This window comes from uncultured Jatrophihabitans sp. (assembly GCF_964244045.1).
GTDB lineage: Bacteria > Actinomycetota > Actinomycetes > Mycobacteriales > Jatrophihabitantaceae > Jatrophihabitans.
Map to the genome: position 1 here is coordinate 1 of NZ_CAXTHK010000035.1, position 24,765 is coordinate 24,765.

The 24,765-nt window shown below is 68.7% G+C and carries 28 protein-coding genes and 4 pseudogenes; 18 read left to right on the forward strand and 14 right to left on the reverse strand.

The features are described 5' to 3' along the window. Positions 1-402: 402 nt before the first annotated feature. Together ACFFC4_RS19005 and ACFFC4_RS19010 are read right to left on the reverse strand one after the other, a co-directional pair. Complete coding sequence (locus ACFFC4_RS19005) at positions 403-1,668, reverse strand: hypothetical protein (RefSeq protein ID WP_375503856.1); 1,266 nt, start codon at positions 1,666-1,668, stop codon at positions 403-405. A 456-nt stretch (positions 1,669-2,124) separates the two neighbouring features. Continuing rightward, positions 2,125-2,693, reverse strand: a pseudogene (locus ACFFC4_RS19010) (recombinase family protein); the annotation flags it as partial. A 150-nt stretch (positions 2,694-2,843) separates the two neighbouring features. Here ACFFC4_RS19010 and ACFFC4_RS19015 point away from each other — a divergent pair. Together ACFFC4_RS19015 and ACFFC4_RS19020 are read left to right on the forward strand one after the other, a co-directional pair. After that, on the forward strand, positions 2,844-3,152 hold the full coding sequence (locus ACFFC4_RS19015) for a hypothetical protein (RefSeq protein ID WP_375503781.1): 309 nt from the start codon (positions 2,844-2,846) through the stop codon (positions 3,150-3,152). Then, positions 3,149-3,385: a YlcI/YnfO family protein gene (locus ACFFC4_RS19020; RefSeq protein ID WP_375503783.1), complete on the forward strand. Its 237-nt coding sequence runs from the start codon at positions 3,149-3,151 to the stop codon at positions 3,383-3,385. The genes ACFFC4_RS19015 and ACFFC4_RS19020 overlap by 4 nt, the downstream gene beginning before the upstream one ends. Before the next feature lie 91 nt (positions 3,386-3,476). On the opposite strand, the gene ACFFC4_RS19025 is transcribed toward ACFFC4_RS19020, so the two are convergent. Together ACFFC4_RS19025 and ACFFC4_RS19030 are read right to left on the reverse strand one after the other, a co-directional pair. Further along, positions 3,477-4,325 (reverse strand): pyridoxamine 5'-phosphate oxidase family protein, encoded by an 849-nt coding sequence (locus tag ACFFC4_RS19025; RefSeq protein ID WP_375503785.1) that lies wholly within the window; start codon positions 4,323-4,325, stop codon positions 3,477-3,479. Positions 4,326-4,329: 4 nt separating this feature from the next. Continuing rightward, entirely contained in the window at positions 4,330-4,776 is a 447-nt protein-coding gene (locus tag ACFFC4_RS19030) for a protein-tyrosine phosphatase family protein (RefSeq protein WP_375503787.1), read from the reverse strand. 144 nt (positions 4,777-4,920) lie between these two features. On the opposite strand from ACFFC4_RS19030, the gene ACFFC4_RS19035 reads away from it, so the two are divergent. Continuing rightward, positions 4,921-5,076 carry a hypothetical protein gene (locus ACFFC4_RS19035; RefSeq protein WP_375503789.1) on the forward strand — a complete coding sequence of 52 codons (156 nt, stop codon included), beginning with the start codon at positions 4,921-4,923 and terminating at the stop codon, positions 5,074-5,076. A gap of 53 nt (positions 5,077-5,129) precedes the next feature. Here ACFFC4_RS19035 and ACFFC4_RS19040 read toward each other — a convergent pair whose 3' ends face one another. The 3 genes from ACFFC4_RS19040 to ACFFC4_RS19050 form a co-directional block, all read right to left on the reverse strand. Then, entirely contained in the window at positions 5,130-5,552 is a 423-nt protein-coding gene (locus tag ACFFC4_RS19040; RefSeq protein WP_375503791.1) for a hypothetical protein, read from the reverse strand. Positions 5,553-6,242: 690 nt separating this feature from the next. After that, on the reverse strand, positions 6,243-6,935 hold the full coding sequence (locus ACFFC4_RS19045; protein WP_375503793.1) for a GAF and ANTAR domain-containing protein: 693 nt from the start codon (positions 6,933-6,935) through the stop codon (positions 6,243-6,245). A gap of 1,233 nt (positions 6,936-8,168) precedes the next feature. Beyond that, positions 8,169-8,867, reverse strand: a complete 699-nt coding sequence (locus tag ACFFC4_RS19050) for a hypothetical protein (protein WP_375503795.1) — start codon at positions 8,865-8,867, stop codon at positions 8,169-8,171. A gap of 191 nt (positions 8,868-9,058) precedes the next feature. On the opposite strand from ACFFC4_RS19050, the gene ACFFC4_RS19055 reads away from it, so the two are divergent. Further along, positions 9,059-10,234: a sensor histidine kinase gene (locus ACFFC4_RS19055; protein WP_375503797.1), complete on the forward strand. Its 1,176-nt coding sequence runs from the start codon at positions 9,059-9,061 to the stop codon at positions 10,232-10,234. After that, on the forward strand, positions 10,231-10,887 hold the full coding sequence (locus tag ACFFC4_RS19060; protein ID WP_375503799.1) for a response regulator: 657 nt from the start codon (positions 10,231-10,233) through the stop codon (positions 10,885-10,887). The genes ACFFC4_RS19055 and ACFFC4_RS19060 overlap by 4 nt, the downstream gene beginning before the upstream one ends. A 796-nt stretch (positions 10,888-11,683) precedes the next feature. Here the strand turns inward: ACFFC4_RS19060 and ACFFC4_RS19065 are convergent. Continuing rightward, positions 11,684-11,782, reverse strand: a pseudogene (locus ACFFC4_RS19065) (hypothetical protein); the annotation flags it as partial. A gap of 89 nt (positions 11,783-11,871) precedes the next feature. Here ACFFC4_RS19065 and ACFFC4_RS19070 point away from each other — a divergent pair. Continuing rightward, positions 11,872-12,195, forward strand: a complete 324-nt coding sequence (locus ACFFC4_RS19070; RefSeq protein WP_375503801.1) for a hypothetical protein — start codon at positions 11,872-11,874, stop codon at positions 12,193-12,195. Between the two features lie 185 nt (positions 12,196-12,380). Further along, positions 12,381-12,866: a hypothetical protein gene (locus tag ACFFC4_RS19075; protein ID WP_375503803.1), complete on the forward strand. Its 486-nt coding sequence runs from the start codon at positions 12,381-12,383 to the stop codon at positions 12,864-12,866. Here the strand turns inward: ACFFC4_RS19075 and ACFFC4_RS19080 are convergent. Beyond that, a complete protein-coding gene (locus ACFFC4_RS19080) occupies positions 12,824-13,039 on the reverse strand; it encodes a hypothetical protein (protein WP_375503805.1) in 216 nt (71 codons plus the stop codon). The two genes, ACFFC4_RS19075 and ACFFC4_RS19080, sit on opposite strands and share 43 nt — an antisense overlap. A 150-nt stretch (positions 13,040-13,189) precedes the next feature. Here ACFFC4_RS19080 and ACFFC4_RS19085 point away from each other — a divergent pair, with 150 nt between their 5' ends. Then, positions 13,190-14,347: a sensor histidine kinase gene (locus ACFFC4_RS19085; protein ID WP_375503807.1), complete on the forward strand. Its 1,158-nt coding sequence runs from the start codon at positions 13,190-13,192 to the stop codon at positions 14,345-14,347. Then, on the forward strand, positions 14,344-15,006 hold the full coding sequence (locus ACFFC4_RS19090) for a response regulator (protein ID WP_375503809.1): 663 nt from the start codon (positions 14,344-14,346) through the stop codon (positions 15,004-15,006). The genes ACFFC4_RS19085 and ACFFC4_RS19090 overlap by 4 nt, the downstream gene beginning before the upstream one ends. A gap of 66 nt (positions 15,007-15,072) precedes the next feature. Here the strand turns inward: ACFFC4_RS19090 and ACFFC4_RS19095 are convergent, their stop codons facing one another. After that, on the reverse strand, positions 15,073-15,753 hold the full coding sequence (locus ACFFC4_RS19095; protein ID WP_375503811.1) for an FAD-dependent monooxygenase: 681 nt from the start codon (positions 15,751-15,753) through the stop codon (positions 15,073-15,075). Positions 15,754-15,903: 150 nt separating this feature from the next. Here ACFFC4_RS19095 and ACFFC4_RS19100 point away from each other — a divergent pair. The 5 genes and pseudogenes from ACFFC4_RS19100 to ACFFC4_RS19120 all read left to right on the forward strand — a co-directional run. Next, positions 15,904-16,005: pseudogene (locus ACFFC4_RS19100) on the forward strand (hydrolase); the annotation flags it as partial. Between the two features lie 53 nt (positions 16,006-16,058). Next, positions 16,059-17,663 carry an alpha/beta hydrolase gene (locus tag ACFFC4_RS19105; RefSeq protein ID WP_375503813.1) on the forward strand — a complete coding sequence of 535 codons (1,605 nt, stop codon included), beginning with the start codon at positions 16,059-16,061 and terminating at the stop codon, positions 17,661-17,663. Then, a complete protein-coding gene (locus ACFFC4_RS19110; RefSeq protein WP_375503815.1) occupies positions 17,651-18,358 on the forward strand; it encodes an alpha/beta hydrolase in 708 nt (235 codons plus the stop codon). Before ACFFC4_RS19105 ends, ACFFC4_RS19110 begins: the two co-directional genes overlap by 13 nt. A 34-nt stretch (positions 18,359-18,392) precedes the next feature. Beyond that, positions 18,393-19,661: a class I SAM-dependent methyltransferase gene (locus tag ACFFC4_RS19115; protein WP_375503817.1), complete on the forward strand. Its 1,269-nt coding sequence runs from the start codon at positions 18,393-18,395 to the stop codon at positions 19,659-19,661. Between the two features lie 13 nt (positions 19,662-19,674). Next, a complete protein-coding gene (locus tag ACFFC4_RS19120) occupies positions 19,675-20,508 on the forward strand; it encodes an EamA family transporter (protein ID WP_375503819.1) in 834 nt (277 codons plus the stop codon). Here ACFFC4_RS19120 and ACFFC4_RS19125 read toward each other — a convergent pair. Together ACFFC4_RS19125 and ACFFC4_RS19130 are read right to left on the reverse strand one after the other, a co-directional pair. Then, a complete protein-coding gene (locus tag ACFFC4_RS19125) occupies positions 20,498-21,343 on the reverse strand; it encodes a hypothetical protein (protein WP_375503821.1) in 846 nt (281 codons plus the stop codon). The genes ACFFC4_RS19120 and ACFFC4_RS19125 overlap by 11 nt on opposite strands. Further along, the gene (locus ACFFC4_RS19130; RefSeq protein ID WP_375503823.1) at positions 21,340-21,963 is read right to left on the reverse strand and encodes an RNA polymerase sigma factor; all 624 of its coding nucleotides are present in this window, start codon (positions 21,961-21,963) and stop codon (positions 21,340-21,342) included. The genes ACFFC4_RS19125 and ACFFC4_RS19130 overlap by 4 nt, the downstream gene beginning before the upstream one ends. A 136-nt stretch (positions 21,964-22,099) precedes the next feature. On the opposite strand from ACFFC4_RS19130, the gene ACFFC4_RS19135 reads away from it, so the two are divergent. From ACFFC4_RS19135 to ACFFC4_RS19150, 4 genes are all read left to right on the forward strand, one after another. After that, the gene (locus ACFFC4_RS19135; protein ID WP_375503825.1) at positions 22,100-22,282 is read left to right on the forward strand and encodes a hypothetical protein; all 183 of its coding nucleotides are present in this window, start codon (positions 22,100-22,102) and stop codon (positions 22,280-22,282) included. Next, on the forward strand, positions 22,279-22,434 hold the full coding sequence (locus ACFFC4_RS19140) for a DUF6131 family protein (protein WP_375503827.1): 156 nt from the start codon (positions 22,279-22,281) through the stop codon (positions 22,432-22,434). Before ACFFC4_RS19135 ends, ACFFC4_RS19140 begins: the two co-directional genes overlap by 4 nt. Before the next feature lie 25 nt (positions 22,435-22,459). Next, positions 22,460-23,191, forward strand: coding sequence for a serine/threonine-protein kinase (locus ACFFC4_RS19145; protein WP_375503829.1), 732 nt, complete (start codon positions 22,460-22,462; stop codon positions 23,189-23,191). 146 nt (positions 23,192-23,337) lie between these two features. Beyond that, positions 23,338-23,607 (forward strand): monooxygenase family protein, encoded by a 270-nt coding sequence (locus ACFFC4_RS19150; protein WP_375503831.1) that lies wholly within the window; start codon positions 23,338-23,340, stop codon positions 23,605-23,607. Here the strand turns inward: ACFFC4_RS19150 and ACFFC4_RS19155 are convergent. After that, positions 23,528-23,785, reverse strand: a complete 258-nt coding sequence (locus ACFFC4_RS19155) for a hypothetical protein (protein WP_375503854.1) — start codon at positions 23,783-23,785, stop codon at positions 23,528-23,530. The two genes, ACFFC4_RS19150 and ACFFC4_RS19155, sit on opposite strands and share 80 nt — an antisense overlap. 36 nt (positions 23,786-23,821) lie before the next feature. Further along, positions 23,822-24,732, reverse strand: a pseudogene (locus ACFFC4_RS19160) (glucose-6-phosphate dehydrogenase); the annotation flags it as partial. Positions 24,733-24,765: the final 33 nt, after the last annotated feature.

A 24,765-nucleotide genomic window follows, 5' to 3' on the forward strand; every position in this document is an offset into this window, starting at 1 on the left:
AAACCCTCGGCGGAATCACCCCCGCGCAAGCCATGCAGCGCCTACTGTCGAACCCCGAAATGCCCATCATTGCGACGACCGCCTGAATTCGCCGATCCCTTACCGGGGCGTCTCGTCTGGTCGTCCGATATGGGACGGGGATCAGCGGCGGGCGGTTTGCCGCGGTTCGTATGGTGTTCCTCGCATCTGCGAACGGCACTTTCGCCGAGATGGCTTCGGTAGTAGGGGTCGGTTTGCCGGCAGGGCGGCAGTGGATAGAACCGGCGTCACAGAGGATGACGAGGTGTCCACCGTCGCTTCCGAGGCTGTAGCCGCTCATCGCTACGAATGGCTCGTGCTGCGCGGGTCATCGAGCAAGCGAAGCAGTGTGGCTCGTCCCTGGCCGAGCAGCCGGCCGTCGTGTCACTGGGGATCCGCGCCGGAGGTTCCGAAAGAGTGCACCGTGATGCCTTCGTGGCCGAGTTCCGTCGGGAATCGCAGCGCGAGCGAAGTGCGGCCGACTGACTTGATCACCCCATGGTCGCGCAGCTGCGTCCGATCCGGCAGGTTTTCGATCGTATTGAACAACCATCGACCGGTGTCGACCGCCCGCTGGGCTCGGCCACGCTCGGCGTGGGTGATGCGCCGACCTCGATGCACGATCTCGTGCCTAATAGTGCGGGTTGAATCGAACTCGGCGATCTCCGCGTCGGTGACGGCTGTCGTGGCCAGCTTTCGCCACTGGCGCATCCTTCCTGGGAAGTCGTTGTCAGTCTCGGCGGTGCGGCCTTCAGCATCTGTGGGGGAATAGCTCTTCTTCAGCTCCGTCATCAGCGCCCATCGGAGCAGTGTCTCGATCGCGGTCACGGTACGGCGCACAGCGCCCGTGTAGTCGCCGCGCTCCAATAATGATCGCGCATCGAGCAGGTCAAGTTCGCCGGGCGTCGAATCTTCGCTCGCAGCATGTGTGAGCTCGGCCGGGACCGTCCACTCGAAGGGTTGAAGGCGCGGCTGGGTTGCCGGCGGAACCGGATCTTCCACCGTGACCGGCCTTCGGTCCCACTGTTTGTACGGCGAGAGCAGCGTGGTGTACCCGATGCCTTCGTGCTTGATGTACCAGACCGGTACGTCCCACGCGGAGACCTCGTACGGGATTGGGTCGTAGGTGAGCAGGCGATAACGCTGGATAGGCTCGTTGACGACCGGAACGTGTGCCAGGCACAGCGACGCCCGGTATGCGTCTTGCTCGGCCTCCGCCCGAGGGGCGTCGGCCCTGGTGAGCGGTCGGAACGCGTCGTCGTGCGCTCGCGCTGTCAGCCGCAGCATCGTTTTGCACGGCCGTGTCATAAGTGTCGGATTCAAGGCCGCCAGCTCAGCTGCCAACCGCTCGGGCGGCTGCCATCGGTCCTGGTACGGGCCATTATGCAAGACCGATGCACGCGAGTCGACGACTTCGTTGACGAACACCTCCATCCACTGGGAGCAGATTTCAACTCGGAATTGTGTGCCCGACCAGGTGACGTCGACGGGGCCCGGTGGGGTCATGAACCAGAACGGCAGCTCAACGTACAGAAATACCTCCGACATTTGTGAGGCCCAGTCGATCCCGTCTCCGAACGTGAACGACTGCGGCGGCGCGCCGAACCTTGCACTCAGCTCAGCGAGGGTTTTGTTGGTCGTCTCGGTCATGCTCGGTGGCCCCCTGCTTGACATGCGCGGCACTTGCGTAGCCAGTCTCAACCGGGACATTCTTCTCGATCTGCCGGCGCGCCCAAACACAGCCCTCTGACGCTCGGCGCGCGGGTTGATCGCGTCCCGACCGAACGTGGGCCGCAATGCCAGCCCGTTAGCGGACCCGCCACCGGGCGCTGAACGAGCCGAAGTTGCCCCGCGTCGGAGCGTGCGGTAACCAGGTCTCACTGTGCCGCGGCGGGGGTCTTGATCGGGCGGGTCTGCTCGGGAGTTGTTGGCTCCTGCGACGACCCGTCGCTGGAGCCGTGCCGCGGGCGGTAGGAGATCACAGCTGACTCGGATACCCGCATTTTGGTTGAGGCGCAGGGGCTGTCGGGGGAAAGCTGCTGTCTTGGCCGTCGCGGTCGAGGCGCGTGCGCGGCCGACACCGGGACGGGCACCGGTCTTGGGGCATTTGCTGCGTTCGACGGCACGGTAGACGGTGGAGCGGGCGACGCCGAACAGGTCCCCGACCTCGGCGGTGGTGTACTCGCCGCTGCCGAGCAGCTCGACCAGATGCGCCTCCTGCCGCGGGTTGAGCTTGGGCTGCTTGCCGCGCAGGTGGCCCTTGGCCTTCGCGACGCGCATGCCTTCGCGGGTGCGTGATCGGTCAGGTCCGCCTCGAACTCAGCGACCATCGCCAACACGTTGAACAGCAACCGGCCGACCGGATCGGCCGGGTCATAGACCGATCCACCGAGGCTGAGCCGCACCTTGCGCTTGGTGAGGTCCTCGGCAATGGCGCGGGCGTCGGGAAGAGAGCGGGCCAGCCGGTCGAGTTTCGTCACGACCAGCGTGTCGCCGGCGCGGCAGGCGGCGAGTGCCTCTCGCAGGCCGGGCCGGTCGCGGTTGGTGCCGGTCAGGCCGTGGTCGACGTAGATGCGCTCGACCTCGACGCCGAGTTCGGTCAGCCCGTTGCGTTGGGCGGTGAGGTCTTGCTCCTCGGTCGAGACGCGTGCGTATCCGATGAACAGTCCAGACATGACGACCCCTCGTTGGGGTTGAGGTCGACCCGACACCGGACGGTTCGGCGTCGACGACGGACAGAGCCGCTGTTCTCAAGTGGAGCGCCAGCGCGGCCGGAGGGACCTCCGCACCCTGCGATCGGTATTCGTTTGTAATACACTCGATTGGTGGCCGACGATCCGTTCGACCCCGATCTGCTGGACGAGTTCGACCCTTTCGAAATCGACACCCAATCCGCGCACCTGTTCAAACACCCGCACCTGGGGATCGAGGACATCAACGACGTGTGGGCAAGTGACCCGCTCTTCTACCCGGCCAAACCGCCGGCGCACTGGCTGATGTGCGCCGAGGTCTCCGGCCAGGTGCTTGTCGTGCCGCTCGCGCCATCGCGAGACGGCGACCCACGGCGCTGCCGCCCGATCGGCTGCTACGAAGCCGCGCACACACTGGCCGCCCGATACCGGAGAGACCGATGACCAAAAAGATGCCGATGACACCCGACGAGGAATACGACTACTACACCCAGCCCAAGAATCAGGAGCCGCACGGCCCCGCCCGTCGCCGCCAGCCTCGACTGTCCGAGATGGTGCCGGTCCGGTTCACACCCGAGCTGCTCGACCAGATCCGTCGGCGTGCCGAAGCCGACGACCGCTCACTGTCCTCCTGGATCCGACGCGCCGCCGAACACGAACTCGGCAACTCCGCGTAGTTCTGCGTAGTCAAGTGCAGCCCGCAAGCGGATCCCTCATCGGACCGCGCGCGTCGCGGTATGGCGTTCAGATCGCCGCCAGCGTTGGCCGTTATCGCTGCGAGTCGACTGTCTGCCAGATCTGACGGGGCGCGTATCCGCTTCTTCGTAGCCAGTGTTCGGTGTAGACGATCCGGGTGGGCGTGATGACGGTGAGGGGGTCTTCGGGTGGGGTGTCGGTGGAGCGTCCGCGTTCAACGTGATCGGACTGCCAGCGCACGGCCTCCCAGTAGGCGTCAGCGTCCGGGTCATGGCGCTGAAGGGTGCGGGCCGTGCCGAACAACTGCGCGCCGCGGCTGCTTGCCTGCCCGACCAGCGGGGCGACAATGCCCGCCGACACGCGAGAGTCACGGCGCAGGTTGCGCGACTTAACCGAGGCGTCCCAGCTGGTGTAGAAGATCTCGAACCCGAGATGGAAATAGCGCACCGGCGTTGCAGCCGGAGCGCCGTCGCTGTTGACCGTCGCGATCACGGCAGTGTTGTGCGTGGACAGCAGATTGAGGATGCGCTCTTCGAGCTGCCCGCGTTCGAGAGCCTGCTCCGGGGCAGGGCCGGCAAGCCAGGGATTCGTGATCGGCATAGGCCCAAGCCTTGCATGAGACTCAGACGCCAGAACCGGGCGCGAAACCAAAATGGGTGAACAGAGGTAGCGCCCGGCCTCGACTCCTCGCAGCACCGCGTGTTCATAGGCAGGTATCGGTGAGGGCAGCTGATCAAGGTTGAACCACTCCAGCTCGGCGCACTTGTCCGGCTCCATCACCGTCGGGGTGCCCCGCCATGAGCGCGCCGCGAAGAACCAGTCCACGCGCTGCTCGATCAGATCGTCGGTCCCATCGGTCCGTTGCATCACCGTCAGCGGATCGCGTTGCGGGACGCATGTCGGCGTACCCGTGCCGAACACGAAATCAGGTCTCGTCGAACCGCGTAACGTAGCGCCGCTGCCAGGGCGTTTCGACCGCGTGCTCGTCATAGCGTTCGCGGACGAAGTCGACAGCTTCAACAGCGGGCACACCGTCCAGTACGGCGAGACAGGCGAGCGCGGTTCCGGTCCTGCCGCGGCCTCCGGTGCACGCGACCTCCACCCGTTCCTTGGCTGATCGGCGCCACAACTCACGCAACATCTCGCCAGCGGCACCTCGGTCGGCCGGTAGCCGGAAGTCCGGCCAGCGCAGCCACCTCATCTCCCACGCTATCTCCCACGCTGTGAGCGGCGGAGGCTTCCCGAGCAGGTACAACCCGAAGTCGGGAACCGGGCCTGCCGGAAGTGGCCGGCGCAGGCCACGCCCGCGCACGAGACGACCGGACGGCAAACGGATGACCACGGTCGACGCCGCGTCCCAGCTCGACACCATGCCAACACACTACGAAGCGAGTGCCGTCACTGCCCGCAGAGCGATCCCTGACCGTGCTCGGGATTTCAAGCTCGTCTAACCGGTCGGTAGCTGGGCGGCGTGACTGGCGGCCCAGAGTTTCAGCATGTCTGGTTCGCTCAATCCATGGGCACGGTCGGCACACTGGAACCCGATCACCTGCGCGTCCGTGCCGCGGTCGTCGTCGACGTCTTCGGTGAGGGTGAGAGTCGCCGCAAGCCCGCACACGGGGCACATCACGGGGCCGGACACGGACCGCATCGTCCCCGGCTCGCCGAGTGAGGAAGGGGCCTGTGGCGTGCTGGCTGATAGGGACCGCGCTGCCCGCAACGATGTCACGACGCGTCACTGACCAGCCGTAGATGGCGCCCGCGGCTCGGATGGTTCCGGGTCGGGTCCTGTGCCGTCACGGCACCTTCAGTGTGCTCGGCAGCGACGTCGAGCAAGGTCTGTTCGATCTGATCGACTTGCTCGCTGTGCATGCCGTCGCTTAGCAACACGAAACTGCCCGTGTCGCAGATGGTCACTTCCATTCCGCGAACACCCGCGCCCTGCTGTAACGCGGCGTGCCACACCGCGCGCTCGGCCGGCGCGAGGGCGTCGCCAAACACGACGAAGGCGCCTTCGGTCTCCACCCGGTCCAACAGGTGCTCGCAGGGCAGTGGCTCGAGTAACCCTGCGTCGATTTCGGTCGTCGTAGGTCGGTGTCCCATCAGGACGGAACGGGGGCCAGAGTTCGGTTGGTCGTTCGGATACATGGCCGATCCAAGTTCCGGATCTACCTGGGAGCGCGGGATGCAGGCATCGCCTCGACGCTCGTGACGGAAGCCCCGCTCAGCTGTGTGATCAGCGTCCGTCAGCTTAGGTCGTCTGAGGACGTTGTGCCGAAATTCGGGTGCCGGATTGCCCGCATTCACAGTTCGACCCGGCCGTTTGACACGCTCCGTGCGCCGCGTGTCCAATGGGTGCTGCTGACTGAACAGTCGAGCTGGGCCCAGACGCCGCATCTAGCGCCGAATCTGGGGAGCGATCGCTCAACGCCAGCTGCCCCGGAGCAGTCTGACTGCGCGCCAGCGGCGTTCACTCCCCCACCAGCTTCTGGTCCCTACCTGTGCGCTTTCCTGCTCGCTTCGCGGCCACTGCGGACCAGCCAGCACGCAAAGCGTGCAACCCGAAATGGGCTCTTCATGATTTCTCGACATCCCGTCAACTGGCTCACGCGCCGCGTCGGCATAGATCGTGGCCGCGCTATCGCCAACGCAACCCAGCATCCCGCTCGCCTTGCCCGGGAACGTCACGAGCAACTCCAGGCGATCCGCCAACGCCTGGAGAGCTCGACCTCGGCTCGCGACGCGGCGCAAGTCAGCTCGCCCACGTAGGAGTTAAGCCCGAATGCACCGTTGATTCTTCCGACGAGCGTGTCGCAAGGCCCTCGTGCACGACGGTCGTCACTCATCGGATTCGGACCGCTTTACCCGCGCCCGGCGCATTGCCTGAGCGACCAGGCGCTCGGCGACCAGGCTGAGCTTGATGTGCTCGTGCTGGCTCATGATCCTCAAGCGTACGAATGCCTCGTCGCTGGTGACGCCGGATCGGGCAATGATGATGCCGATCGCCTGGTCGATGGTGGAGCGGCTCGTCAGCGCGACTTCCAATCGGGCGGCCTGGCGCAGGGTCTGATCGAGCAGGCGAGCGTTATGGATTGCGACGGCGGCCGGTGCCGCGAACAGTTCGCCGATGCGCTTCGACGATCCGTCGAAGGCGTCATAGGCGTGGGAGTAGACGTTGAGCGCGCCCAGGACATCGGTGTTGACCTTCAACGCCAGCGACAGCGCGCTGTGGACGTCGAGCTCGGCCGCGCGGGGCCCGAACACGGGCCACGATGCGTCCTGGCCGAGGGCTCCGGAACCGTTGGTCTCCCCGCTGGCGGCTGCGGAGATACATGGCCCTTCGCCGAGGCGGTACTGAATGGTGTCCACGTCTCGTACGAACTGCGCAGACGCCACGATCGTGTCGGGTTGGCCGGCTTCCAGCATCGTTACCCCGGCGCCGTCTGCACCCGGCACGGCAAGCATCGCGAACGTCGCTATCTCGGTCAGCAGGCTCTCCAGAGAGCCTCGCCCGCTCACCAACCCGGCCAACCCGGCCAGCCCGGCGCTCAGTCCGACAACGTCCTCAGCGGACGCGTCGTCCCACTGCTCGGCATCGTCGGTCACAGCAGCCCATCGCGAACAGTCGCACCTGGTTGTCCGGCGTGAGCGGTGCGCTCGCGGAGGTGTCCTCGACTCCGGCCCGGACGGACTGGGATCTCAGTATGGCCCAGCATACGACGACGACGGCAGCGTGTTGTGCAGGGCCGGGTGCAGGACCTGCGGGCTATCGGGCGTCGCGCGGATCTGGAAGCTGCACTGGACGTTGGCATCGCTAATCTGCGCCGCTGACCCACGAAACCGGGCTGTCCAGTTGAAACGCGGCGATGATCCAAGGTGATTGCGTATCACCAGCGCGGCCGCTGCTGCGGTGCCGGACCGGGAGGGACCTCTAGAACGCCGCACCTGCGGTGAGGCCGAGGTTGGCCGAACAATTCTGCAGTCGCTTCGTAGTCTATTGCCGTGTTTGGGCGAGACGTCTATGTCCCGCTCTCAGTGGGTATGCTCCGTGTGAGCGGTTTGGACCTAGCGGCTCGGTTGCCCGCCGTGGGACTTCCCCCCGCAGTCGCACACGGGTAGCGATTGCCGCGTCGCCGCACCCCCCGATCGTCGGCCCGGCAGCATCGCACCCGGCCCCCTCGATTGTGAGGGCGTCGGGTTCGGTGATGCCCTGTCTCGACCGGGAAGGCCGCTGGCGGGCAGGGAAAAGTGACGCGGGTGCGCATCAGACCCGACGCCCACTCGATCGGGAGCGCCGGGCGCAATGCCGAGCATGTAGTCGCAATCCCCCCGGAATCGCCACCTGACTGACCGCGCTAGTTCGGCTCCGGTGCGCGATCTGCTCACGTACCAGCGTGTCACAGTCCCGCGTCCGTCGACCGATCTGGCAGGCAGTGACACCCGGACAATCCGACAACTGGCCTGGAAAGCCCTGACATCGACGGCGTCAGCGGCGTGTGGCATGTCATCTACACGATCAAAGACACCGAGCTGCTGGTGCTCGCAATGCGGATGGCGCACCCAACGAGGGTCTACCGGCGAATCTGATTGGCAGCAGCCGTCCCACTCACGGATCCGCTTGCGGAACGACGGCACGTTCGGAGGCGGCGCGCGTGGCGTCAGTCGGCGGTGCCGCAGCCGGGGCCTTGGTTTGGGGTGGGAGCGCGGTGGTGACATGTCCGGCTGCTGCGGCGCTCTGCCGCACGATGTTCGCGCGTCCGCAAGTCAACGCGTTGCCTGCACCGATTGCGGTTTGTCGGCGCGACGTCCGAGGTCGGGGTTGGTGGCGGGCGTCGGCCCGTCGGCGGCCGGGTGCCGGACGAGCACTAACCCACACGCGAGGCTCCATACCAGGAAGTATGCAAGTCCGACGGCGCCGACGGACGCCAGCGGGCCGCCGCGGTAGCTCAGCGCGTCGAGCAGCGCGAGCGGTACTCCCAGGACGGTGAGCCAGCCCAGCGAGCGCGGGCCCTCGACGCGAGCGAGAAGTGCGGCGCCCGCGGCGGCGAAGAGCACGATCGCGGGCAGGCTGGACAGGTCGAGCGCCGCCGCGTTCAGTGGATCGAGCACCCGGATGACCGACTGCGCGATGCCGTCCCGGACACCGTAGGCCGCCGCGAGGACGAAGCCTTGGGCGGTGAGCAGCAACAGCGTGGTGCCTGCACCGCTTGCGACGATGAGCCGGGACACGACGGGGCCTGCGCCGGCCGACAGTGCAACGGCCAGCAGCAGGAAGCCGAGCGCTGCGAGCGAGCGAAGGTAGCCCTGGGCGATGACGGCGCCGGTGTGAGCTGCGAGCCAGGACGGATCGTGGGCCGCCGACACGTCGCCGCCCGGTGGTTTCGGGAACGCCGCGAAGGCGATGACGGTGAGAATCGGGTAGGCCAGCGAGGTGGCGGCGAGCAGCCGGAGGTTCGGACGCAAGGTGGTTCCTCTCAGAGTGGGGACGACAGGGGGACGACGGCTCCGACGGTGTCCGAGACCGGGGCGCTCCCGCGTCGCCCGGCAGGCTCGATCGGGTCGTCCGACGGACCGATCGTGTCGGCCGCAGGACCGACAGTGCCGAACCCTGCGACCGACTTCGTGGCCGCCGGATCTGAAGTACGGTCTTGCGCATGTCACGGTCAGCGTCGACAGCCCCTGGTTTCGACGTCGCGGGCGCCGCCGTGCTCTGCGGTCTTGGCGTCTTCGAGGTCTGGGGCTCGTGGGGGTTGGCCGGCATAGGCACCCCGAACGGGTCCGCGTCCCGGGTGCTGCTCACCGCGCTCGTCGTTACGGCCACTGCACCGCTGGGCGTGCGCCGCACGCACCCGCTGACGGCCCACGTGATCATTGCCGCGTCCCTCGTCGTCCAAGTCGTCGCGGTGACGCCGTCGGTGTCGTTGCTGGCCGGGCTCGTGCCGCTGCTGATCGTTACGTGCGGCACTGCGGCCTATGGCGCCGGAGTGCAGCGGTTCGTCGGCCTGGCCGTGTCGCTCGGCGCCCAGGCCGCGTTCAGCGTTGTCATCTCCGAGGAGCGCGTCCACAGCGAGATGCTGTTCGGCGTTCTCGTCATTGCCGGCAGCTGGACGCTCGGCATCGCGCTACGCCGCCGGTTGAGAACGGTCGACGGAGCGCTGGTCAACGCCCACCGGCGCGCGGCCGAGCAGCAGGAACTCGCCACCCGGATGCTCGCCGACGAGCGGGCCCGCATCGCCCGCGAGCTGCACGACGTCATCGCACACGGCGTGAGCGTGATGGGCGTGCAGTCAGCGGCGGCTCGGCTCGTCCTCGACCGCGACCCGCAGAGTGCGAAGGAGACGCTGCGGGCAGTCGAGGTGCAGGCGCGCGAGTCGATCGAGGAGTTGCGGCGGCTGCTCAGCGTGCTGCGCGCGCGTGACACCCCGTCCGACCTGCAGCCGCAGCCCGGGCTTGGTGACCTTCCCCGGTTGGTGACCACGATGCGTAGCGCTGGCCTGCGGGTGGATCTCGTGGCCGAGGGCACCGGGACGCGCCTGCCGACGGGCATCGACCTCACGGCCTACCGGATCGTGCAGGAGGCCCTCACAAACACCCTCAAGCACGCCGGCCCGGTGAGCGTCACCGTCGATATTTGCCAGGCGGCGGCGGAGTTGCGCATCCGCGTCGCTGACCACGGCCCGCCCGTCGCCCGTGATCTGTGCGCCGGCCACGGCTTGACGGGGATGCGCGAACGGGCGGCGCTCTACGGCGGCACCGTGCACCTGGCGATGCCGGCCGGCGGTGGCCTGACGGTCGAGGCCTGCCTGCCGCTGGCGGTGGGGGCGCCGTGACCACGGTCCTGCTCGTCGACGACCAGGACATGGTGCGCGGTGGATTCCGGCTCATCCTCTCCGCGGCCGAGCCGCCCATCGAAGTCGTGGGCGAGGCCCGCACCGGCGTCGAAGCGATCGCGCGGACCCGCGCGCTCGCGCCCGACGTCGTGATCATGGACATTCGCATGCCGGAGCTCGACGGCATCGAGGCCACCCGGCGCATCGTCGCCGCCGGACTGCCGTCGAAGATCCTGGTGCTCACGACCTTCGACGCCGACGAGCAGGTCGTGGACGCGTTCCGGGCCGGAGCGAGCGGCTTCCTGCTCAAGAATGCGCCGGTGGAACAGCTCGCCGGTGCGGTGCACGCTGTCGCCGCCGGTGACACGCTGCTGAGCCCGGCGCTCACCCGGCGGCTGATCGCTCAACACGTCGCCACACCGGACGCCAGCACAAACGCGGCGCTGCGCCAGCTCAGTGACCGCGAGCGGGAGGTGCTCGACCTGATCGCCCGCGGCCTGTCGAACCAGGAGATCGCCGAGCGGCTGGTGGTCAGCGTCGGCACGGTAAAGACCTACGTCTCACGGCTGCTGTCAAAGCTGCGCCTGCGCGACCGGGTGCAAGCCGTCGTGTTTGCCTACGAGAGCGGACTCGTCACTCCAGGGGCGCGCTGATCGGGCCCGTCTCTGACGCGGCGGCTGCGGGCCACGAAGGCGTCGCGCGCGATCGATCTAGGCCTCCATAGGCATCGATACCCGCAAGAGGACCCGTATGCGGGACTACATGGCGCTGGGACGGCCGCCAAAGTCATACGCTCGAGGCCGTCCCGGTAGCCCCGCCCGGTGAAGATTCCCGCTGTGGCCCCCTATGCGGCACGCGTCCGGCCGCGTTCCGTTCCGGTGAACACACGAGCTGACCCCCGCGCCCGGGCGCACCCCACGGCGACGTGGCTTCGGTGGACCGGCGACGTTCATGACCTTGCCGTCGTCGATGTTAAGGACGGCTCTCCGAGCGGTGTCGTTCTCAATTGCCTCACGCGAGCGTTCTCAAGTACCCAGTCCCAAGGCCATTTATTCTCAAGTTTGCTCCGGCCCGGCAAACGTTGGTCAGAGGGTTCAAGCAAGTGGATGATCTTCGTGGGCGATGCCGCGTGAGCCACCGACGCCGCTCGCCCGGTGCGCGCACAGCGAGCCAATAGATCGAACGTCGTTCTCTATCGTTGGCTTGGCCCATGACCTACGTCGCGACCGTGGTGCGGGTGCTGATTGCGTCACCAACCGATCTTCGCTCCGAACGGGACGCGCGGTCGAGCGCGCGATTCACCGCTGGAACGCACTTAATGCCGAACACCTGCAGATCGTGCTGCCGCCAGTTCGCTGGGAAACTGATGCCACCGCGCAGATGGGCAGGGATCGATCAATTTTCGGTTCGCCGGCCCGACCCGTCGGTGCCTTGACAAGTTCAGTGAGGGAACCCGTCCCACTTCGGCTCGTACGACGCGCCGGGCGGGATGGTGGGCACGGACTTGGCGAGCATCGGCGCGACCGGCGGCATCACGGGCACCTTCATCGGCCCAGTGTTCCACCGGCCAGTGTTCCGTCGGTGCACCGAGACACGGCATTGCGGCAGCGCCCGGCCTGCGGCGTAGCTTCTGGCTCATGACCCGTCACCGTTCCGCGACCCCGACCGCCCCCGTCGTAGCGGGCGGCCTCATCGGCGGGTTCGCCACCGCGCGGTACTCGGGTCGGCGCGAGCTGGGTGGAGTTGTGCTGGCTGGTGCGGGTGCCTGGTGTGCCCGGTCGTGGCTGCGCTCGTCCGGTCCCGGGGTCATGGGCGTGCTGCTCGGTACGTATCTCGCCGCCTTCGGCGGCTCGCATGGGATTGCCAAGAAGATTGGTGCCTGGCCGGCCGTTCTCGCCGTTACCGCGGTGGCATCCGGCGCCGCATACGCGGTTGCCGACCCGACCGACACGTCGTTCTGAGCCGCCTGCCCACACCGAGGTGCGTCACGGCTTCGTCCAGGTGATCGTGTGCCGGAAGGCCAGGCGGCGCCGCATGACGGCTCCGGCATGACGCGCTTCAGGACGGCGTCCAGCTCAGCGAACGACAGGCTGGGATCGCGGACCGGGAACGGCGGAGGTTGAGGTCCGGCGCGGCTCGGCCGAGGGTGCTTGACGAAGCCGATGACGGGATTGGTGATGGCGGACGCGGTGTCCCACAGGTGGTCGCGCAACGACGTCGGCAGCGCGATGCCGACGGCCAGGAAGTGGCCTCCCGGCACGAGCAGGCGGCTCATCTGGTGCAGCGCTTCGGCGGCCTCGAGGTGATGCAGCACGGCGATCATGGTCACGGCGTCGAGGTCGGTGCCGACCACCCGGTCGACGTGCGGGGCGAGGCGGGCGAGGAGTTCTCCTCGCCCGCAGCCGACATCGAAGGCGGACTGGCAAGGCTGCGGCAGATTCGCGACGACCCAGTCGTGGAAGTGATCGTTGTGATTCCACGGATGCCGCGCGTTGAGCCGTCGCATCACCTGCGCAATGGCTCCCCCGGCGACGTTGTCCGCCCACCGCCGCAACGCCATGGGCCGACCCTAAGCAGCTACGCAGCTGGTCAGGACGCCGCGCGGGACGTTTGCACCCTACGGACGAGATAGGCAACACCGACGGCGACGAGGCCGAGCAGACCGGCGACGGCAAGGAAGAAGAAGCCCACGCTGATGTGGTGCTTCGCGCCGCCGTGGTCGGCGCCGAAGAAGGCGTTCTCGAGGCCGCCCACCACGACGGCGGCAAGGGCGAGCAGGGCATAGGTGCGCAGCGATCGGTTCATCTCGTCCTCCTGGACGTTCGGTGCCCCGGCGAAGTCCGTGGCGGCGTTCAGCGAACCCGAGAACCGCCGCGGGCGGATCGCCCGTGCGAATGAATGACTCGGGCCGTTCGGATGACGCCGTCCGAGGCATTGGCGACATACGGTGTCGCCGTGGCGATCACGTCCCGTTCGGTAGCCGCGTCGGCTCGGGCGCACGGTGACGCGATCGCCGCTGCGACGCTTGCGGTCCTGTGGCTCACCGGCCTGAGCTCGGGTCACGTCCCGTCGACGCGGTGGCAACTGTTCTCGTTCACCGTGTGCGGCGTGCTGATGAGCGTGCCGTTCGCGTGGCGGCGACGCGCGCCGGTCGTCACCGCGGGGTTGACGTTCGCGGGCGGCGCCCTGTACTCGCTCGTCGTCTCTCACGAATTGCCGATCGCGTTCGTGCTCACCGCACTGCTCGCCTCGTACTCGCTCGGGGCGCACGCCATCGGCCGTACGTCGTGGATCGCCATCGTCGTGGTGTTGGCCGTGGTCGGAGTCATGAATGCACCGACCAACGATGCCGGCGTTGCCGGCTTATTCCTGACGCCGCTGGCTTTCATCCTCGTGCCCTGGGCGGTGGGTCGGTTGGTGGGCCGGTTGCGGACCGAACGAGGGGCGCTGCAACGGCTCACCGCGCAACTGGAACGCGAGCAGGCGGAGGTGGCGCGGGCGTCAGTCGTCGAGGAACGCGCCCGGATTGCGCGCGAGCTGCACGACATCGTCGCGCACAGCATCAGCGTGATGGTCGTGCAGGCGGGTGCGGCCCAGCAATTCGTCGACCCCGACGGGCGCGCCCAGGCACCGCTGGACGCGATCCGGCACACCGGCCAGCAGGCGCTTGTCGAGATGCGACGGCTGCTCGGCATCCTGCGCACCGAGGACGGCACTGCCACCGCGCTCGCCCCGCAGCCCGGGCTGGGCTCGCTCGACGCCCTGCTGGACACGTCGAGGACCAGCGGCCTGACCGTGTCAGTTGAGGTGCACGGCGACGCCACCCCGCTGCCGCTCGGCGTCGACGTCGCGGCGTTCCGGCTGATCCAGGAATCGCTCAGCAACATCCGCAAGCACGCGCGGGCCGACCGGGCCGACGTGACGCTGAGCTACACGCCCACCTGCCTGACCCTCGAGGTCGTGGACGACGGCGTCAGCACGCAGTCCGGCCCGGCGGGGCACGGTCTGATCGGGATGCGCGAGCGGGTGTCGCTGTACGGCGGCCGGCTCGAGTGCGGGCCGCGTCCGGAGGGCGGGTGGCGGGTGCGCGCGCAGCTGCCGCTCGTCGGATGATCCGGCTGCTGGTCGTCAACGACCAGGCGCTGGTGCGCAGCGGCTTCGGCATGATCCTGGGCGCCCAGCCTGACTTCGACGTGGTCGGGGAAGCGGCCGACGGCGAGCAGGCTGTCGAGCTCGCCCGGCGGTTGCGGCCGGACCTGGTGCTCATGGACGTCCGGATGCCCAGGCTCGATGGCATCGCCGCTACTCGGGCATTGCTCGCCGGCGCCGTCGGCGCGGCACCGAAGGTCGTCATGCTCACGACGTTCGACCTGGACGCCTACGTCTACGAGGCGTTGCGCGCCGGCGCGAGCGGTTTCCTGCTCAAGGACGTCTCCCCCGCCGAGCTCGTCCGGGCCGTGCACACGGTGCTCGACGGCGAGGCGTTGCTCGCGCCGTCCATCGTCCGTCGCATGATCGACGACTTCACCTCCCGTCCGCAGCCCTCGACCGGCACGCCGGAGCGGCTGCGCGACCTCACCGACCGGGAGCTCGAGGTGCTCGTCGCGCTGTCACACGGTCGCTCGAACGCCGAGATCGCCGCCGAGTTGTTCCTCTCAGCGGCAACGGTCAAGACGCACGTGGCCCGGATCCTGACCAAGCTCGACGTCCGCGACCGCGTCCAGGCGGTGATCGTCGCGTACGAGACGGGCCTGGTCCGCCCGCAGACCTGACCGGGCGGCCCAAGTCAGTCGACGGCAGCCAGGAAGTCGGCGGCAAGCCCCGGCGCGCCGCCTGCGTCAGCGACCGTGCCGAACAGGTAACAGTCCAGCCGGATCAGCACCGCCTGCGCGCCGAGCCGGTCGAACCAGCCGGCTCTGAAGATCCGCGTCGATGCGGTCGAGGTCGGCGGCCGCGCGCAGCAGCAACACCCCCGGGCCACCCAGGACGTTGTCCAACCGTCCTCGTCCACCCGCATGATCGACAACGCCCTGCGCCGACAGCTCGCCGCCGTGCACGCCCTGGTGGCAGCCGGGTCCGAGCCTGGGCTGGGGCGGACGGGGCGGTTCGCCGTTGGCTTCCCGCTGCGCGATCAGCTCTGCGTCGCGGCGGGTCGCGGCGTCCGGATCGGTCAGGCAGATGACCCGGCCCAGCTCGATGGAGAAGTCGACGAAGGCCGCCGCGTGGGGCAACCGCTCGGCGTGGTAAGTGTCCAGCAGACTGTCAGCGCCGGTGCGCAGAGCGAGCACCAGCTTCCAGGCGAGATTGAGGACGTCCCGGACCCCGGCGCCGAGACCCTGCCCGGCGAACGGCGGCACCTCGCGTCCGTCGCGCGACTCGTGGTCGCTGACCCGCCACCCACGACGGATCTGCACCGTCGACACGTCGGCAAGCAACTGCTCGAGCCGTTCCTCCAGGCGGGGCTGGTGGAAGAACCAGGTGTTGTTCCACCCCGACGGGCCCACTCCTCGCCAGTCCACCTCGAGCAGGGTCTCGTCGGCCTGGTTGCACTACCGGTACAGCGCGTCGTAGGCCATGGCTCGCGAACGGGATGAGCGCGTCGGGATGCTGGGCGCAGGACTGCGCGACCTCCTCGTTCGGGATCGGCGCGCGCCCGGTGGCCGTCTCGGCTGCAGCACTGCTACAACGAGTTCACCTTCCTGTCCCGCTTCCTGCCCTCGCTCTACGCGGGAGAGCACGCCGACGGGCACCTGCCGAGCATGCCGTGGTGAGTGCCGGCTGATCACCCAGCGAGCCGCCAGGCGGCGCAGGTACCTTCATGATCGTGCTCTCCTCCCCCGGCCCGCGAGGGCGCCTGCACGTCCTCGCCGCGCTCGTTGTCACCCTCGCCCTCACCGCCGCCTGCACCTCGACGGTGGCCGGGCAGGGCAGCACCGCTGCCGGTTCGAGCAGCGGTGCCGGCTCGACGGGAGCGCCCTTGCCGTCCGGCTCGGCCTCGGCGCCCGCCCAGGCAACCGCCGACTTCGGCAGCTGCTCAGGGCTGTACAACATCTCGGCCGTGACCCTGCCCGCTGATCGGGCCGGCAAGATCGAATTCTCGTGCGCCCAGATTCAGGTGCCGCTGGACTACGCCCAGCCCGCCGGCCGCACTATCTCCTTGGAGCTCGTCAAGATCCACGACCGTGACACGACCTCGCCGAAGGGCAGCCTGCTCGTCAACCCCGGCGGCCCGGGCGCCAGCGGCAACGTCTTCGCCCTGAGCTACGCCGCGAGCGTCCCGCTGACGCTGCTGCAGAATTTCGACATCATCGGCTTCGACCCGCGCGGCGTGGGTGCGTCGTCGCCGATCAACTGCCTCAGCGATACGCAGAAGGACGCGATCAACGCCGCGTCGCCGGACTTCCGCACGGCCGCCGGGCTGGCAGAGGCGAAAGCCACCGCCAGCATGATCGCGGCGTCGTGCTCGAGCAAGTACGGCTCGGCGCTGGCCTTCTACAACACCGTCAACACCGCGCGGGACATGGACCAGATCCGGCGGGCCGTCGGCGACAGCCAAATGAACTATCTCGGCTTTTCCTACGGCACCGAGCTGGGCTCGGTCTACGCGCACCTCTTTCCGTCCGTCGTCCGGGTGATGGTGCTTGATGGCGCAGTCAACCCGCTGACGAGTGACATCACTGCCTTCGCCGACCAGCTGCAGGGCTTCGAGAGCTCCTTCGACCAGTTCGCGACGTACTGCCAGACGCACTCTCCGTGCAAGTCCCTCGGTGATCCGCGCTCGGCCGTCTACGCCGTCCAGGCCAAGGCGAAAGCGAACCCGATCCCGACCTCGACGGCGGGCGACAGCCGCAAGGCCACCTTCGCGCTCGTCACCACCGGCATCCTGCAGGCGCTGTACTCCGAGTCCCAGTGGCCGACGCTCGGCACCGCGCTGATCCAGGCTCGCAAAGGTGACTCAGCAGGCCTGCTGGCCCTCGCCGACGACTACAACCAGCGCTACGACGGGCAGTACACCAACATCTCCGACGCCAACACGACCATCGGGTGCAACGACTCGAAGAACGGGCCCACGGACAGCGTTATCGCGGCCACCGGCCGGCAGTGGGTGACCCGCTTCCCCATCTTCGGACTGTGGTCGGTGCCGTCGCTGTTCACCTGCCAGCAGTGGCAAAAGACCCGCACGGTCCCGCCGCTGCCAACGACATCGACGAAGACCAAGGTGCTCGTCGTAGGGAACCTGCACGACCCGGCCACGCCGTACAAGGGCGCCGTCGACCTGGCGAAGACGATGGGCTCGGCCGAGCTGCTCAGCTGGGACGGCGAGGGCCACACGTCCTTCGGGCAGGGCAGCTCGTGCGTCGACGACTACGTCGAGAAGTACCTGATCGCGGCCGCACTGCCCCCGGAGAACAAGACGTGCCCGAAGTAGCACCGGTCCTGAGCGTCGACGCCCCGTCGGGCGCGGCGCGAGCCGTCGCGGTGATCCTGCACGGCGGTCGGTCCACCAGCCGGGCCCGGGTCAGGGCCAACCAGCTCGCTGTGCTGCGGATGGCGCCGTTCGCCGCGGCGCTGCGCCGGGCAGCCGGTGACCGCGGGCTGGTCGTCGCTCGGGTCCGCTACCGCTACCGCGGGTGGAACGGTTCCGACGCCTCGCCAGTAGAGGACGTGCTCTGGGCGCTGCGGCAGCTCGACGAGCGCTTCGGCGGCCTGCCGACCGCGCTGATCGGGCACTCGATGGGCGGTCGGGCCGCGATGTACAGCGCCGCCCATCCCAGCGTCACGAGCGTCGTCGGGTTGGCCCCGTGGATCGAGCCCGGGGACTCCGTCGCTCCGCTGGCAGACCGGGCCCTGCTCGTGGCGCACGGTGCCGGCGACCGGATGACGAGCAACATCAACTCGGCTCGGTTCACTCGGGAGGCCGTGGCCGTGGCGCGTTCCGCGAGCTATGTGGCCGTCAAGGGCGACAAGCATGCGATGCTGCACCGCGCGTCGTTATGGCACGAGCTCAGCACGGGGTTCGTGACCGCCTCGCTATTGGGATTGTCCCCTGAGGAATCCGTCCCGGCTCCGGTCGCGAAGATAGTGCAGAGGGCACTCGCAGGCGACGCTCGCCTCGAGGTCTGACAGACCTCAGTACCGACAGCACGGAGGCAACCGGATGGCGATGACCGACACCAGCAGGTCGACGAAGTCGACCGTCAGCGGCATTGACGCGTTGCGCTGGCCCGACATCGCCAACCTGCCGCAGTCCCCGGTCCGCGCCGCCATCGCCAAGCGGCTGTTCCGGCACGCTGCGGCCAAGCTGCCGATGCGCGTCGTCGAGCCTGGCGGTCAATGGTCGGGAGGCGGCACCCACGACGATCCCGTGATGCGTCTCGTGCGCCCAGAGGCGTTCTTCCACCGGGTCGGCGCAACGGGCACGATCGGGTTCGGTGAGGCTTACATGGCCGGCGACTGGACCGCCCATGACCTCGCAGGCGTGCTCTCGGCGTTCGCGTCGAACATGAAGGACATGATCCCGCCGGCGTTGCACAAGCTGCGCAACGCCGTGTTGAGCGTGCAGCCGCACAGCGGTGACAACACGATCGAGAACGCGCGCGACAACATCCACCAGCACTACGACTTGTCGAACGAGTTGTTCACGCTGTTCCTCGACGAGTCGATGACCTACTCGTCGGCTGTCTTCGCCGGCGACCCCGAACACTCGAGCGAGTCGCTCGTCGACGCCCAGCGGCGCAAGATCGACCGGCTGCTCGACAGCGCCGGCGTCACCCACGGCACCCACCTGCTCGAAATCGGCACCGGTTGGGGCGAGCTCGCGATGCGGGCCGCGCGTCGCGGCGCCCACGTCACCACTCTGACCATCTCCACCGAGCAGGCCGAGCTGGCCCAGCGACGCATCAACGAGGCCGGGCTGGCCGACCGGGTCACCGTCAAGCTGCAGGACTACCGCGAGGCGACCGGCCGCTTCGACGCCGTAGTCAGCATCGAAATGATCGAGGCCGTCGGCGCGCAGTATTGGAACACCTACTTCGAGACCATCGACCGGCTGCTCGCACCGGGCGGGCGGGTCGGACTGCAGGCGATCCTTCAGGAGGACTACACGGTGCTGGCGACGAAGGACACCTACACCTGGATCCGCAAGTACATCTTCCCGGGCGGACAGCTCGCCTCGGTCGAGGCCATCGAGCGCACGCTTGCCGGCCATACCTCGCTGAAGGTCGCCGACCGGTTCAGCTTCGGTCGGCACTACGCCGAGACGCTGCGGCGTTGGCGTAACACCTTCGACGAGCGGTCCGCCGAGATCGACGCGCTCGGCTTCGATGAGACGTTCCGGCGCATGTGGTCGCTGTACCTCGCCTACTCCGAGGCGGGCTTTCGCACCGGTTACCTCGACGTGCAGCAGTTCACCCTGACCAAGCCGTGATGCCTCCGCCGCGTTGACCGTCGTCCTCAGCCTGGCTGCCGCGCTGCTCTACGGCATCGGCGACTTCGCCGGCGGGTTCGGTTCTCGCCGCCTCGGCGCGTCGACGCTGCTGCTCTGGAGCTACCCGATCGGCGCGGTGCTGATGACGGCGCTGCTGTTCGCCTTCCCCGGCCAGCTCCACACCCGCGTGGCACTGCTGGGCGTCGGCGGCGGCGCCGCAGGAGTGCTCGGGGTGCTCGTCATGTACCACCTGATGACGATGGCCCCGATCAACGTCATCTCCCCGGTGACCGCGGTGCTCGCCGCAATCGTCCCGGTCTTCGTCGGGTTCGGCGTGGGCGAGCGCCCGGCCACCGCGGCGTGGTTCGGGATCGCGCTCGGCCTGGTCTCAGTCGTTTTAGTTAGCCGCAGCACGCCTACCGCGAAGCAGGCCTCCGTCGGCGGGTCGACCCTCGCGTTGGCGCTGCTGTCCGGGCTCGGCTTCGGCCTGTACTTCGTCTGCCTGGGTCGAGCCGGTCCGGACGCCGGGCTCTGGCCGCTGACCATCTCGCGGATCACCTCAGCGCTGCTGATCATGCCCTTCGCCTGGCGAGCCCGCGGCTTCGTGCTGGTGCGTGGACGCTCGCTGGCGATCGCCGCCGCGGCCGGCACCCTCGACGCCTTCGCCAACCTGTTCTTCCTGCTGGCTACGCACCACGGACTGCTGTCGGTGGCCAGCGTGCTGACCTCCCTCTATCCGGCCACAACGGTGCTGCTGGCCGTCACGCTGTTGCACGAGCGGCTCAACGCCGTCCAGCGGGTTGGCCTCGTGCTGGCTGCCGGGGCGATTGTGCTCATCACCGTCTGAGCCGCGCACTCCGGCTGGGGCTGCGGGTGACCTCGACTTTCGGCGTCTTGGTCTTTTGCGGCTTCTTCGTCTCCGACGGCAACGCGGAGGGGTTGCTGCTCTGCGATCCGCTTTCCGACGGCGACCCGCTCGGCGACCCGCTCGCCGACTGCGTAGACAGGTTGAGGCAGTAGCCCGTGACGTCCTGGACGCCACCGGCGGCCTGGATGAGCACGCTGAAGCGGGGCTCCTGCCGGACAGCGTCCGAACCCGGCGGGAGGGCCAACCACACGCGGCACAGCGTGGGGATGTCGGCTGCCCCCGAGGCGCTCGCCGAGCCGCTCGACGAGGTGGCCGCCGAGGTGGCGGCGGACGTGGCTGCGGACGAGCTCGCACTCGACGACCTGGATGCCGACGATCCGCCGGAGGACGGTGCGTCGGAGCGCGGGCCACTGCCCGACGGCTCGCCGGTCTGGGTCGGAGCCACCGTTGCGGGCGCATGGTTGCGATGCTGACCCGGCAGGTGGTGGGTGGCGCCGGCAACGGCCGCGGCGCCGACCACGGCCGCTCCCACCGCCGCGGTGACGGCCTTGGTGACGAGCGTCGCCGCGCCGAGCCGGGTGAGTACCTGACGTGCCCGCGATGGCGGCTCCGCCGACGGTTCCACCCCGACGGCCGGTGCCGGGATGGTCAGCTCGTGAGCCCTGGCCGGTCCCCGAGCGGCCGAGAGCACCTGATCCAGTCGCAGATCGCCGGACGTACCTCCGTCGAGCAGCGCGTCGAGTTCGGCAGCGGTGCGGCGGCGTGGGCCGTGCACACCGCCGCCCGGCGTGGGCCGCAGGCCGCGGGGGCTCACGAGGACGCTCCTTCCGAGGCGCGCAACTGCTCTTCGAGCGCGCGCAGCCCGCGGTGCGCGGCGACCCGGATCGCGCCGGGTCGCTTGCCCAGAACCTTGCCGGCGCTCGCGGGGTCGAGCCCGACGACGGCCCGCAGCAACACGGCCTCGGCTTGGTTCCTGGGCAGGGTTGCGATCAACGCGAGAGCCGCGTCGGTCGAGATGGCGGTGGCGGCGGACTCGGCGGTGTCGTCCTGCGAAGGGCGGTCCAGGACAGCGTTGAGGCCGGCTGCGTGCTGCGGGCGGCGGGCCTGCGCGCGCAGGTGATCGATAGCCCGGTTGCGCACGATGCGGGCCGTCCAGGCTCGAAAGTGCAGCACGTCGCCGGTGAACCGGTCGAGGTCACGGGCGATCTGCAGCCACGAGTCGGAGACCACGTCCTCGGCGTCCTGGCCGACCAGGATCGCGGCGTACCGCAGCAGCCGCGGGTGCAGGTCGCGATACACCTCGGCGAAGGCCCGCTGATCACCGCCGCAGGCCGCGACGAGCGCATCGGCGAGCCGGCCGGGCGCGTCGGACAGTCCCGGGTCGGGGTCCGCCGAAGGCGGGGGACGTAACCCCGGCCTCGGGTCGTCGATCACGACGGGCCCCTTCTGATCTTGGCTGGTAGCCGTACTGATCCGTGTTTCAAGCGTCCGGTGACGCCATCTCGTTACACCCGGCGACAACGGGTCGGAAGGCAGTTATCGGCTGATTTTGCTCGGGTATCCGAGGCTCGTGCTCACCGTAGCTGCCTTCCTTCTCCTCGGCCTATTCGTGGTGGTCGCGTGCGAGACGACCCGCGGCCGCTTCATCCGGCTGCTCGCCGAGCAGGACCTGCAGCCCGCACATGCACGTCGGCCCAACCTGCTGCCGGACGTCCCGTCAGCCAACACCCGAGCGAAAGAGAGAAGCGCATGATCGCCCTCGGCCTCATTCTGCTCATCATCGGCTTCGTCGCCAAGATCTCCATCCTCTGGACGATCGGCATCATCCTGCTCGTCATCGGCGCCATCCTGGCCGTCCTCGGGATGGCCGGGCGCGAGGTCGGCGGCCGCCGCCACTGGTACTGATCGGAACGGGCGGCACGGGGCGCACATGGACGTTTGCACCGAGCGGTTGGTCGGCGGTCGCTACCGGCTCCAGACCTTGCTGGGCCGGGGCGGCATGGCCGACGTATACCGGGCCCATGACCCGGTACGCGCGCACGACGTCGCCCTGAAGGTGTTCCGGCCGCACGCCGAGCTGATCGACACCGAGCGGCGCCGGCATCATGAGGTCGACATGCTCGCCGCACTGCACCACCCGGGTGTGGTCCGGTTGCTGGACGCCGATGTGACTGCACACTCGGCCGCGCCGTTCATCGCCTTCGAGCTCGTCGACGGACCGACGCTGCGGGCGCACATCGCCCAGGGAACGCTCGACCAGCACGCGGTGGCAGCGCTCGGTACCCGGTTGGCGCGCACCCTCGATCACGTGCACCGCCGCGGAATCGTGCACCGGGACGTGAAACCGCCGAACATTCTGCTGCCCAGCGGGCTCGATCCCGAGCACGGTGCGAAGCTGACCGACTTCGGCATCGCCCGCGTCGTCGACAGCACTCGGATGACGGGCGAGGGCCTGACCGTTGGTACGGCCGGCTACCTCAGCCCCGAGCAGGTGACCTCCGACCCGATCGGCACGGCCAGTGATGTGTATGCACGAGCAGCCGACGATCCCCGACGACCTGGATCCACTACTGGCCCAGACCTTGACGGCCATGACGGCCCGGCAACCCCAGGATCGCCCGAGCGCGCGAAGGGTGGCCGCTCGATTGGCGACGGTGGCTGAACCGTCGCTCGTCAAAGACATCATGGCGCTGGGCCGGGCCGAGCGTGGTTTCGCGCGGCACCGCGCTGAACCACGGCCACCCGGCAATGTCTGTCGCCTGCGGCTCGCCGGTGCGAGCATGGCCGTAATGGCTAGGGAGGCCCCGCATGGCGCGGATCCAGCAGGGTCGGTGGACGGCCGACATCGACGGTGACTTTGTCGTCTTCCTGATCGGCTTCCGCGCGTCGCCATCCTGGAAGATCGTCAAGGCGCTGCCGCTGCTGGCGTCCTTGCCGAAAATGCTTGACGACCTGACGCGCGACCCGGCCAAGGGCATGCTGGGCAGGTCGGTTCGCGTCAGCGCGGTCCGGCCGACCCGGCCGGGTAGCTCTGCATCGCCACGGTGTCGTCGGCCCACTCCTGCAACACCGGCGTGAACACCTGCCACGCCAGCTCGGCCTCGTCCGCACTGACCGCGTACGCACTCCCGCCACCGAGCACATCGGCCAGGATGCACTGATAGGCCGTTGGTTCAGCGGCACCATCGCTGTCATCCGGCCTGTCGAGGTCCAGCCACAGCGGACCGTCCCCGGTCGGCCGGAGGTGGACGGCCACCCCGCGGCGCCGAGCGGCCAGGGCCTTGCCTGCGCGCAGGACGAACCGGGTGCCGACCCAGTCCGGGGTGTCGAGTTCGAGGACGACCTCGGCGAACGTCTCGGTGTCGCGGGTCGGGTGACGCCGTCCTCGGCGACGTAGTCAGGAACGTCCCGGCCGCTGCCCTGGGCCGAGCGGCCTGCCGTGTACCGGGCCCGGCGGGTTCGCCTGCGCACGTCCGCCGGCGTCATCGGCCGCACGGCTCGTAACACGTCGGCGTGCCGCACGGACCGGTCGGCGGCGGTGCCGGGCGGTGCCGCCACCGTGCACAACACCTGGACGAGATGGTTCTGCATGACGTCGCGCAGCGCGCCGGCGCGGTCGTAGAACGAGGCACGCCCCTCCAATGCGAGCGTCTCCTCCCACAGCAGGTCCGCCTGCGCGATGCGCTGGTTGCTCCACTCGATCGGTTCGCCGGTCATGGGGTACCGGGCGGCACGCAGGTGCTGCACTCCGGTCATGGCCAGGGCGTGGTCGACGCGGTAGACAGCATCGATGTCGCCGCTCGACAGTGCGGCCAGCGCGGTGTTCAGCTCGACTGCGCTGCCGGCATCGTGACCGAACGGCTTCTCGACCGCGATCCGGCTGCCGGCCGGCAACGGTGGCAAGGCACGCACGGCGTCGGACATCAGCTGGGTGGGCAGGGCCAGATACACCGCCACCGGACCGGGTGCGCGTTGGGTCGCGACGTCCAGCACTGCGGCGACATCGGCGGGGTTGGTGACGTCTGCCTGTTGGTAGTACAGAAGGTGGGCGAGCGCGGCGGGCATCCGTTCCTGCGGGGCCGCCCCGATCAGGCGGAACTGCGCTCCGAGCCGGCCGTTCGCCCGCAGCGCCGCCACGGCCGGCAACAGCAGCCGACCGGCGAGGTCACCCGTCGCACCGAAGATCACCAGCGTGTCGATCACAGGTGCCAGTGTCCTCGCGCCCTCGGCCGGTTA

Coding starts and splice junctions, on each gene's coding strand:
- ACFFC4_RS19005 (WP_375503856.1), bottom strand. CDS start 1,668: ATGACCGAGACGACCAACAAAACCCTCGCTGAGCTGAGTGCAAGGTTC.
- ACFFC4_RS19020 (WP_375503783.1), top strand. CDS start 3,149: ATGACCAAAAAGATGCCGATGACACCCGACGAGGAATACGACTACTAC.
- ACFFC4_RS19030 (WP_375503787.1), bottom strand. CDS start 4,776: ATGGTGTCGAGCTGGGACGCGGCGTCGACCGTGGTCATCCGTTTGCCG.
- ACFFC4_RS19035 (WP_375503789.1), top strand. CDS start 4,921: ATGGGCACGGTCGGCACACTGGAACCCGATCACCTGCGCGTCCGTGCC.
- ACFFC4_RS19040 (WP_375503791.1), bottom strand. CDS start 5,552: ATGTATCCGAACGACCAACCGAACTCTGGCCCCCGTTCCGTCCTGATG.
- ACFFC4_RS19055 (WP_375503797.1), top strand. CDS start 9,059: ATGTCACGGTCAGCGTCGACAGCCCCTGGTTTCGACGTCGCGGGCGCC.
- ACFFC4_RS19070 (WP_375503801.1), top strand. CDS start 11,872: ATGACCCGTCACCGTTCCGCGACCCCGACCGCCCCCGTCGTAGCGGGC.
- ACFFC4_RS19080 (WP_375503805.1), bottom strand. CDS start 13,039: ATGAACCGATCGCTGCGCACCTATGCCCTGCTCGCCCTTGCCGCCGTC.
- ACFFC4_RS19090 (WP_375503809.1), top strand. CDS start 14,344: ATGATCCGGCTGCTGGTCGTCAACGACCAGGCGCTGGTGCGCAGCGGC.
- ACFFC4_RS19115 (WP_375503817.1), top strand. CDS start 18,393: ATGGCGATGACCGACACCAGCAGGTCGACGAAGTCGACCGTCAGCGGC.
- ACFFC4_RS19140 (WP_375503827.1), top strand. CDS start 22,279: ATGATCGCCCTCGGCCTCATTCTGCTCATCATCGGCTTCGTCGCCAAG.
- ACFFC4_RS19145 (WP_375503829.1), top strand. CDS start 22,460: ATGGACGTTTGCACCGAGCGGTTGGTCGGCGGTCGCTACCGGCTCCAG.
- ACFFC4_RS19150 (WP_375503831.1), top strand. CDS start 23,338: ATGGCGCGGATCCAGCAGGGTCGGTGGACGGCCGACATCGACGGTGAC.